This is a genomic window from Anaerofustis stercorihominis, assembly GCF_024623185.1.
Classification (GTDB): Bacteria; Bacillota; Clostridia; order Eubacteriales; family Anaerofustaceae; genus Anaerofustis.
On the sequence record NZ_JANJZK010000004.1, the window covers coordinates 140,713 to 150,515 of the forward strand.

The window sequence follows — 9,803 nt, forward strand, 5'->3', positions numbered from 1 at the left end:
TTTTTACGGTTTTTTATTTTTAATCACTGGAGAAATAAATTAAAATATTTTTATTTTTATAGAATACAACATATTATTTCTCCCTTAATGAATTAAATAAATTTTAACTGTTTATCAACATATCCACATTTATAATTTATTCATCTGTTAATACTTTTAAATCACTTTCTTCGTACTTATTATGACCTTTTAAACTCTTCTTATATTTCCAGCATTTTATAGCTTCATCCAAGTTTTTTTCTTTGTTGTTACTGAAAAAATCTCGGATATATGTGTTATATTCAAACTGCTTATCTATTTTAGTCTTTCCTTTTTTCTTATCTTTAAGGATTTTATAATACATTTCCACAGCGTCTTTATAAGTTTTTCCGCTGTTTGACTTTAGCCACTTTTGAAATATTACATTAAAAGAGAAGGATTTTCCAATTTGTTCTTTAAAAAACTTTCTGTGCTGTTCAGAGCAGACAAAGTTATCTTCAATGATACTTGCTAAAGTTATTTCCTTTTTTAAATTGCTTTTCTTCCTAGTATTTTTACTTTCTTTTTTCTCTCCTGTATCCAAATAATGGCTTATCCTATCCGTAAGTTCGAGTTTACTCCCTGAAGTCTGCATTCCTTCTTTTTTTAAAAAATTTACTAACTCTTCCTTTAAATAATAATAACTTTTAAATGTCTCACTGTCTAAATCCTTATTTAACTTTGGTCTATTACTCATTATCAATTTCCTTTTTATGTTTAATCAGTTATATCTTTCAAATGATTTAAATGTATTCCGATATGTCCTATGCCAAGTATTATCGTTGATATTATAAGCCATATTACTTTACCATATATACCAAGAAGCAAAAATGCCAATATAGGAAGAGTTGCACCTGCAACAGGAATACCAAATATTGGGCTGTAAAAGTCTTTTAATGTTTTATGGCTCTTAAAATATCTTATCCACCAATATTCATAAATAAGCATAAATGCAAATGACAATATAAGCCATATACTCCATACTGAAAAAGAATGGATATTAAAATCGCTAAATATCAAAACAGTACAGCTTACCAAAACTTGTCCTATTCTTTCAAATATAATAAGTATTCTATTCTCATTTTTATATTCATATTCTGCGGGCTGATTTTTACTCCATATAATATTGGGTATAAAAAGCATAAATAAATATATCATACCTACATAAGAAAATCCTAAATGTCCCATAACTTTTCCCTTTATTTTATCATTATAAATTTATTATTAATATTTTAACATAAATATATCTTATATTAAATTTAATGTTTTTTTAATAAATAAAATTTATAATAGTATAAATAAACGGTCATATGTAATAAAAAATTATTAAACATTTTATTAATATGTAGACCTAAAAGGTATAATGGTTTATAATATCTAAAAATCTTATATTGTATTTTTAATATGAATAGAAAATTAAGGGGTTTTATTGTATGGATGAATTATTAGATACACTGGTCGCTTTTGTGGACAATCTGGCAATGCCTATTTCACTTAATAAAATATTATCAGGGCATGTAATACCGGTACTGAGTAATGTATTAGTCATGGGCTTTTTATGGATCGCCGCAAGTATTTATCTTTACTTTTATAAAAAAGATGCGAAATTTTCCATTCTTATAATAGTTGGTCTTTTCCTTTGCTCTATTATCGGTAATGAAGTGATGAAACCTGTTTTATTTCATTTCAGAGCATTTTTAAGTGAACATAATGTATGTATATATCTTCCTGAAATCGGAAGATATACTTTTCCCGCAGGATACATAATGATGAGTGTATGTTCGACTGTACTGATATATTATAATGAATTTCAATTTGGTAAATATGCTCTCGGGTTGACCCTTTTGATTTGTTTTACAAAGCTTTATATAATAACGACTTACCCTGTTGATTTTGTGATAGGTGTTGGTTTAGGATTGTTGGTAGGAGGTATTCTTATATTATTTCACTTGAAGAAGAAAAAGGAATACGAAGAAATTTTAGACTTGAGCGATAAGTTTCATTTTTAGAGATATAATAAAAATTTAAAATAGTAATTAAATAAATTTTAAGATTATAAAATAAAAAAAATTATTTAGTTTTAAATGATATAAATAAGATTATCAATATGTATGTAATTTACTTTAATATAATGTAAGGAACTCCTATAGATTATAAATTATTGAACTTTATATTCTCTTAAAGTATAAAAAATAAAATAGTTACTTATTTTTTCTATTAATAAAATTACATAATATATTATTTAAAATTAATATTTACGGATGAGATAGCAAGTGCTATCTTTTTTGTTTTAAATTTTTCATTGTCACATAATATTTTTTTTAGTGGTAAAAATATAAAAAAAGAAAGGATAGTAAAATGAGAAATTATTCAAATAGTTTATTGGATCCTGATGAGTCTGTTATTTTAATAATAGATGAACAGCCGGCAATGTTTTTTGCGGCTGAAGGGAAAAGGGAAAGTGTAATGAACAACGTTGTAGGACTTGCGAAGACAGCAAGATCATTTAATGTTCCATGTATATTATCAACAGCGGAAACTAAAAAATTCAGCGGAGAGCTTTACGCTAAGGTAAAGTCTTTATTTCCTAAAGTTACACCTATAGACAGAACATCTATCAATGCTTGGGAAGATAATAATTTTAAAAGAGCCGTAAGCGAAACGGGTAAAAAGAAACTTATAATAGCCGGTTTATGGACGGAAGTTTGTGTTACGTTCCCAGCTTTAAGTGCTTTGGAAGAGGGATATCAGGTATATATCGTTACAGACGCATGTGCGGGAGTTTCAAAAGAAGCTCATGATATGGCTATAATAAGAATGGCGCAGGCAGGAGCCGTTCCCGTTACATGGATGCAGGTACTTTTAGAATTCCAAAAGGATTGGTCTAATCAGGAAACTTATACAAAAGTCATGAGTATATTAAAAGAAAATGGCGGTGTTTACGGACTCATGGTCGAATACGCAGAAAGTATGTTAAAAAATTAAAAAGAGCAGCTTAGCTGTCTCTTTTTTTTATAATATAATTAATAAATAGGTGTAATATTTTAAATATAATATATGGAATAAATGTTATAAAAAAATTTAGTATAAGTAATACTATAAGTATAAAAATTAAAAAAGAAGGACCGAACAATAATCCATAAGAGGATAGATAAAATAAAAATGAAATCGGAAAAGATAATTGATAGAGTATCGGTAGCGTGGTATACTTATTTTCAAAAGCAAAAATAAAATAAAAAAACAGAAACAAATATATAAGATAAAATATGTATATATTTTTAAAATGATAATCATTGTTTCTATATAGTTTAATCAATGAAGATGATAAAAGTATTATAATATTTATAGTTTTAAATAATTCAGAATTATAACTATTAATATTCAAATAAATAATTAAGTTTAAGATTTGTAAAAGTATTGCTGCTATAAATAAAAGATTATTCTTCAAGAAGATAGTTATTTTATTCATATTAATTCCCTCGTTGATTTCATTATAAAAGGCTATAATTAAGTTTACATTAATAAGATATTATATAACTATTAATAAAAACAGCCATAATAATGGCTGTTTTTTTATAGCAATCTTTGTATCTTTTCACTTTTCTTTAATATCTCTTTATAGTTGTATTTATCTTCTATTTCTTCTATGGAAACTTCTTCAAGTTTGTTTTGTTTATAGTATTTTTTCAAAATATCATATAAATTAGTTGGCTTATCAAGAGTTTGATTATTTAGTTTTTTCTGCCAATTTTTTATACCCAGGTTATCCATTGTTATACAAAGTTCCATCCCGGTATTATATAACTCCCAATCTCCTATAAAAGTTGTGGGGTATTTATCCTTACTCATTGCATCAAGAACATCTGAAAAGGTGACTTTTTCTTTATTATTGGTAAAGGCTAAGACACCATACCTTGTATTTGTGAGTCTTGCAGCTTTTAAACCAACGTAACATGCGCTTCCTTCGGCGGTTTCTTTTGAATGTTCTTCCTTTAGGTAACCTTCGTTGATTTCTTTTCTTTTTTCTTCTATAGAAATATATTCACTGATCAATTTATTTAACTTCTTTTTGCTTATCTTATCTTTTTCATTTTCTATTCTTATTTTATCCAGAACTTTATACTTAAGCCCTATATAAGATATTTCTTTTTTTGTTAAAGCTACGCTTGAAGGTTCTCCTTCGATTTTCCAGTCATTTTGCATGTAATAATGAAATGCCTCATGTGTGAAGAATGGCGAAAATGCATATGCGGGATCGACTGCTTTTCTAAAGTTATTGGTATTGTATTTAAAACAGAAAATATTCCTATTTTCTCCTATAGTTAGATCAGAACCCGTATCGGAAAAATTTCCTCTTATACTTTCTACTTTAAGAGGTGCCTTGTTAAATCTATAAACACTTTTAAAGTAGAATCCTTTAGGCATTTTAACTTCTTTTGCATCCTGCTCTTCCATTCCTTTTACATTTATGGCATAATAAGATACATTTTTTCTGTTTCTGCTGCCGTTTTCATCCTCTTCATCTTTTCTTATTAAAATGAAAGACTTATCTTTTAGATTATAATCTCTCCATAAATTTTCTTTAGATTTATATAAAATTTTATTTAATTGGCTGAACATTTTTTTATCAATGCTATCCAGATTTTCGTATTTGATTACTTTGCCTTTAAATTTATTATCGACTTTTTCACATCCAAAAATCGAAAAGCAGAATAAAATCGTTAAAAGCAAAATAACTAAGCTCGTTAATCTTTTCTTCAAAATATATCCCCTCCGATATATTTATTTATACCATATAAAGTGTAAAAATCATAACATTTAGATAAAAAATAATCAAATCTTAATAATTTAAAAAATCACCTAATAAAAGGTGATAGCTTTTATTTATTATGGTGCGCCCAAGAGGATTCGAACCTCCGGCACATGGTTTAGGAAACCATTGCTCTATCCTACTGAGCTATGGGCGCATGTATTATATAAGATAATATATCATATTATTTATAAGTAATCAAATAAAATTTCATTAGATTTTATAATGAAAATAAAGCAAATGTAAACAGTTTATTAAAAAGTACTAGGATTTTATTTTATTTTATAATATAATATAAGATATCTATAACAAAGAAAAGAGGTTTTTATCATGAAAGGAATTAATGCATCGCCTGGAGTTGCGATTGGAAATGTATTTTTATATGTTAAGGAAGATCTAGTTGTAACGCCGGGCAAAATCGAAGCAGGGGCTGTTGACGCAGAATTAAAAAAATTAGATGACGCGATTGAAAAATCCAGAACAGAATTACAAGCCTTAAAAGAAAAGACAATAAAAGAAATCGGGGAAGAAGAAGCAGAAGTATTTACTGCTCATATGATGTTCCTGGATGATCCCGGATACATAGGTGAAGCTCAAAATAAAATTAAAAACGAATTGATCGTTGCAGAACAAGCTTTGAACGAAATCACAGAAATGTTCGTTGGAATGTTTGGCAGCATGGATGATGAATATATGAAAGCAAGAGCAGCTGACTGTCAAGACGTTGCTGACAGAATCTTAAGACATCTTCTTGGTATAGAAAGTGCGGATTTATCACAAGTCGGCGATAACGGTGTAATCGTTGCAGTAGACTTAACACCTTCCGATACAGCTCAAATGAACAAAGATAAAGTAATCGGCTTTGCTATTGATGAAGGAAGCAGAACTTCTCACTCAGCTATCATGGCAAGATCTTTGGAAGTACCTGCCGTTGTAGGTCTTGGTGATATTACAAGTAAGGTTAAAGGCGGAGAAAAAATCATCGTTGACGGTACCGACGGTAATATTATCATTAATCCTAGTGATGAAGAAATTAAAGAATACGAAGCTAAAAAAGAAGCTTATGCAAAAGAACAAGCTGAACTTGCAAAACTTAAAGATTTAGCAAGTGAAACTTCTGATGGACATAAAGTAGAACTTTGTGCAAATATCGGTAGTCCTAATGACTTGGAAGGTGCTAATAAATATGGTGCTGACGGAGTTGGTCTATTCAGATCCGAATTCTTATATATGGACGCTAAAGAAATGCCTTCAGAAGATGTTCAGTATGAATCATATAAAAAAGTTTTGGAAGGTATGGGTGACAGACCTGTAATTATCAGAACTCTTGATATCGGAGGAGATAAAAAACTTCCTTATCTTCCAATGGAAGAAGAAATGAATCCATTCCTTGGTGTTAGAGCTGTAAGACTTTGCTTCCAAAATGTTGAAATGTTCAAAACACAGCTTAGAGCGTTACTTAGAGCAAGTGTATACGGAAATGCTCATATCATGTTCCCTATGATTTCTAATGTTGAAGAAGTTAGAAAAGCTAAAGGTATTTTAGAAGAATGTAAAGAAGAACTAAAAGCAAAGGGTGTTGAATATGATGAAAACATTAAAGTTGGTATCATGATTGAAATCCCATCGGCTGCTGTAACTGCTGATATCATTGCTAAAGAAGTTGATTTCTTCTCAATAGGAACAAATGACTTATGTCAATACTCATTAGCTGTTGACAGACAAAATCAAAATCTTTCTGAACTTAATCAGCCGCTTTCACCGGCTATTATAAGACTTGTTAAGAATGTTATTGATGCTTCTCATAAAGCAGGTATCTTTACAGGTATGTGCGGTGAAATGGCAGGAGATCCAACATCTGCATTATTATTATTAGGTCTTGGATTAGACGAATTTTCAATGTCTGCTCCTTCTATTCTTAGAGCTAAAAAAGTAATCAGAAGCTTTACATACGAAAAAGCTCAGGAAATTGCCAAAGAAGTACTTGAAAACGCTGAAACTCAAGATGAAGTTAAAGCTATTTTAGGTAAATATTTAGACTAATATATAAAGAAAAAGACTTCCAAGCGGAAGTCTTTTTTAGTTTTAGGACTTGTATTAACTATGTTTTTATTCGTTCTATATCTTTTGCTAGGCTACTCTTTGTTAATTTTCTGCTTGTTATTTTTCTAATAAGAATACTAATTTTAGGATATGATAATCTTACTATAAAGTAGTTTATATATTCAATCATTGTGAATAATATCAAGAATACCGAGCCTACGTAATATAAATTCGAAATAAAAGGAGAAAGTAAAATGATTGGTATATACCCTAACAATAATATAAAATCAATATATTTCAGTACTAAATAGATTTTAATAAATTTGATACTATTAAAATTATTATTGAGTTTAAGTAAACATATAAGCCAATAAAAAGAAACTTGTAATAGTATGAAGCATAGTAATGTCATAGGATATGTTATTTGTATTTGATTTTCTTTAAACCAAATAAAATAACAAAATATAAATAAAAAACAGCTTAAAAGTTCTGATGTAAATAATTTAAATAATTCTTTTTTTATTTTTTTTCTCATATAAGCACCTTATATTTAAAATGTTAAAAAGTCTATATAGACTCTTTTTATTTGATATATTTATCCAGTACTTTTATTAGTTCATCGAAATCAATGGGTTTTGAAATATGTGCATTCATACCGCTTTTAATGGAGAGCTCTATATCTTCTTCAAAAGCATTCGCGGAAACTGCTATTATAGGAATATCTTTTGCATTTGGATGTTCTGATGTACGGATAGCTTTTGTAGCTTCATGACCGTCCATTACAGGCATTTTTATATCCATTAGTATTGCACTGTAGTAATTTTTATCACTTTGTCCAAATTTATATAATGCCTCTTTTCCGTCTACTGCTTCTTCAACGATAATCCCATTTTTCTCTAAGACATATTTACTTATTTCCCTGTTTATTTCGTTATCTTCTGCAAGAAGAATTCTTATTCCCCTTGTGTTTTCTATGTTGTGATTTGGATACTTATTTTTTAATTTTAAATATTTATTATATTCTTCTTCATTAATTTTATTTAGCTCAAGATCGAAAAAGAAACTGCTTCCTTTATCTACTTCACTTTCAACTTTTAATTCTCCGCCCATCATTTTAACCAGATTATAAGATATGGCAAGCCCCAGTCCTGTCCCTTTGTATTGTTGCTCCAGTGCATTATCGGCTCTTTCAAATGCTTGAAATATGGTTGGAAGTTGTTTTGCTTCTATTCCTATCCCATTATCTTTTATAGTAAAATGTACTTTTGATTTATTATTATTTGTATCAATATCGCTGATTATTACTTCTACTTTTCCTTTTTTATGTGTGTATTTTATTGCATTGCCTATTATATTTATCAGTATCTGCTGAAGATGAAGTTCATCTCCCATTAAATAAGGACTTTTTAAATCATATTTACATACAAAGTTTATTTTTTTATCATCAGCTTGATTTTGTATAATCGTAATTATATTTTTAATAAGCACATCTAAATTAAAAGGCTTATTTTCTATTTTGGTTTTTCCGCTTTCTATTCTTGAAATATCAAGAACGTCATTAATGAGATTTGTTAAGTAATTTACTGAAGTATCTATCTTATCGAAACACATAGTAACTTCATCTTTACTATTTATACTTTCTTTTCCTATTTTGGTCATTCCGCTTATTGCATTTAATGGTGTCCTCATTTCATGAGATATATTAGATAAAAATCTTCCTTTTGCATTACTTGCATTTTGTGCATATACGGTAGCCTTATTGTATAAATCAGTGATTTTCCTATAGAATTTTACCATTATAAGCATTGCGAGCAAGCAGGTTATAATGGCAACAATAGGAGTAAATATAGCGGATTTGAGATATGTATCATATTGATGATTTGCATCGAATTCCATTCCGAGAAGTCCAATTACATCTCCCCTATGGTTTTGTCCTGCGTGTATGGGAAAATATGCAACGAAAATCTTTCCCCAGTTTGTTTTTATTATTGAGTCCGGAAGAATAACCTTACCTTCCAGTGCTCTTTCCATTGTCGGAAGAACTTCATCTTCAAGTTTTGTTCCCGGGAATGCAAAATCACTTGCACCGAGGTCAAGCCCGTCAACAAGATAAATTATTTCTCCTTTATCATTCCTCTTTGCTGTGTATAAGTATCTGACACCTGTGGCATGACGAATACTATTCAAAAATTCTTGATGTTCTTTATATATAGTACTGTTCATGTCTTTATTGTTTTTTACAGCGTCAAAAGATTTTATATCCAGATTGCTGTCTACACTGTTATATATTGCAAGAGCTCTGTCCTGAAGTGATCTTATCATATCATCATGCGTATTTTTATAATTATAAAAAAATACTAAAGCAAATGAGAATAATACAATCAATGCGGTTAATCCCGCAACGAGTAAATCATTTTTAGAAAGTTTGTATCTCATATTATTCACCTTACTTTAGCTAATATTTTATTATTGTATATGATTGTTGATATGCTTAATTATAATATATAAATCTATTAGTAACAAGATAATTTGTATTTCGACAGATTTTATTTCATAATTGACTTATAAATATTATAAATTAGGTATATATAATAAATTAAGTGGGAATAATTGACTTAGAATACTATTTATAGTATAGTATTAATGCTAAGTTATCCCACTTAAAATAATGTTAAAAAAATAAAAAAAATACTTGACAAGTCTATGTTATGTGGACTATAATATTGTGTACTGACGCGGGGTGGAGCAGTTGGCAGCTCGTCGGGCTCATAACCCGGAGGTCGCAGGTTCAAGTCCTGTCCCCGCAACCAAAAAGATAATATGGCGGGATAGCTCAGTTGGCTAGAGCACACGGTTCATACCCGTGGTGTCGTAGGTTCAAATCCTATTCCCGCTACCATATATAAGGCCCCTTGGTCAAGCGGTTAAGACG

At 29.1% G+C, this 9,803-nt stretch carries 7 protein-coding genes and 3 tRNA genes; 5 read left to right on the forward strand and 5 right to left on the reverse strand.

Translation table 11 applies throughout. The features are described 5' to 3' along the window. Nucleotides 1–136: 136 nt before the first annotated feature. Both NSA01_RS03930 and NSA01_RS03935 read right to left on the reverse strand, forming a co-directional pair. Entirely contained in the window at nucleotides 137–715 is a 579-nt protein-coding gene (locus NSA01_RS03930; RefSeq protein WP_257480212.1) for an SAP domain-containing protein, read from the reverse strand. Nucleotides 716–735: 20 nt separating this feature from the next. Continuing rightward, nucleotides 736–1,206: a hypothetical protein gene (locus NSA01_RS03935; protein ID WP_257480213.1), complete on the reverse strand. Its 471-nt coding sequence runs from the start codon at nucleotides 1,204–1,206 to the stop codon at nucleotides 736–738. A gap of 245 nt (nucleotides 1,207–1,451) precedes the next feature. On the opposite strand from NSA01_RS03935, the gene NSA01_RS03940 reads away from it, so the two are divergent. Together NSA01_RS03940 and NSA01_RS03945 are read left to right on the forward strand one after the other, a co-directional pair. Next, nucleotides 1,452–2,027: a hypothetical protein gene (locus NSA01_RS03940; protein ID WP_257480214.1), complete on the forward strand. Its 576-nt coding sequence runs from the start codon at nucleotides 1,452–1,454 to the stop codon at nucleotides 2,025–2,027. A gap of 349 nt (nucleotides 2,028–2,376) precedes the next feature. Then, a complete protein-coding gene (locus tag NSA01_RS03945; protein WP_257480215.1) occupies nucleotides 2,377–3,003 on the forward strand; it encodes a hydrolase in 627 nt (208 codons plus the stop codon). 588 nt (nucleotides 3,004–3,591) lie between these two features. On the opposite strand, the gene NSA01_RS03950 is transcribed toward NSA01_RS03945, so the two are convergent. Together NSA01_RS03950 and NSA01_RS03955 are read right to left on the reverse strand one after the other, a co-directional pair. Beyond that, a complete protein-coding gene (locus NSA01_RS03950; protein WP_257480216.1) occupies nucleotides 3,592–4,779 on the reverse strand; it encodes a hypothetical protein in 1,188 nt (395 codons plus the stop codon). Between the two features lie 129 nt (nucleotides 4,780–4,908). Then, nucleotides 4,909–4,985: transfer RNA gene (locus NSA01_RS03955), tRNA-Arg, on the reverse strand. Between the two features lie 170 nt (nucleotides 4,986–5,155). Between NSA01_RS03955 and ptsP the strand changes: the two genes are divergently transcribed. Next, entirely contained in the window at nucleotides 5,156–6,871 is a 1,716-nt protein-coding gene (ptsP, locus tag NSA01_RS03960) for a phosphoenolpyruvate--protein phosphotransferase (protein ID WP_365945597.1), read from the forward strand. A 582-nt stretch (nucleotides 6,872–7,453) separates the two neighbouring features. Here the strand turns inward: ptsP and NSA01_RS03965 are convergent. Further along, a complete protein-coding gene (locus NSA01_RS03965; protein ID WP_257480218.1) occupies nucleotides 7,454–9,307 on the reverse strand; it encodes an ATP-binding response regulator in 1,854 nt (617 codons plus the stop codon). A 298-nt stretch (nucleotides 9,308–9,605) separates the two neighbouring features. On the opposite strand from NSA01_RS03965, the gene NSA01_RS03970 reads away from it, so the two are divergent. After that, nucleotides 9,606–9,681, forward strand: a tRNA-Met gene (locus NSA01_RS03970). A 12-nt stretch (nucleotides 9,682–9,693) separates the two neighbouring features. Then, nucleotides 9,694–9,770, forward strand: a tRNA-Met gene (locus NSA01_RS03975). Nucleotides 9,771–9,803 lie beyond the last annotated feature (33 nt).

Excerpts from the sequence above, each read along its gene's own strand:
- NSA01_RS03930 (WP_257480212.1), bottom strand. The coding sequence starts at position 715 with ATGAGTAATAGACCAAAGTTAAATAAGGATTTAGACAGTGAGACATTT.
- NSA01_RS03935 (WP_257480213.1), bottom strand. The coding sequence starts at position 1,206 with ATGGGACATTTAGGATTTTCTTATGTAGGTATGATATATTTATTTATG.
- NSA01_RS03940 (WP_257480214.1), top strand. The coding sequence starts at position 1,452 with ATGGATGAATTATTAGATACACTGGTCGCTTTTGTGGACAATCTGGCA.
- NSA01_RS03945 (WP_257480215.1), top strand. The coding sequence starts at position 2,377 with ATGAGAAATTATTCAAATAGTTTATTGGATCCTGATGAGTCTGTTATT.
- NSA01_RS03965 (WP_257480218.1), bottom strand. The coding sequence starts at position 9,307 with ATGAGATACAAACTTTCTAAAAATGATTTACTCGTTGCGGGATTAACC.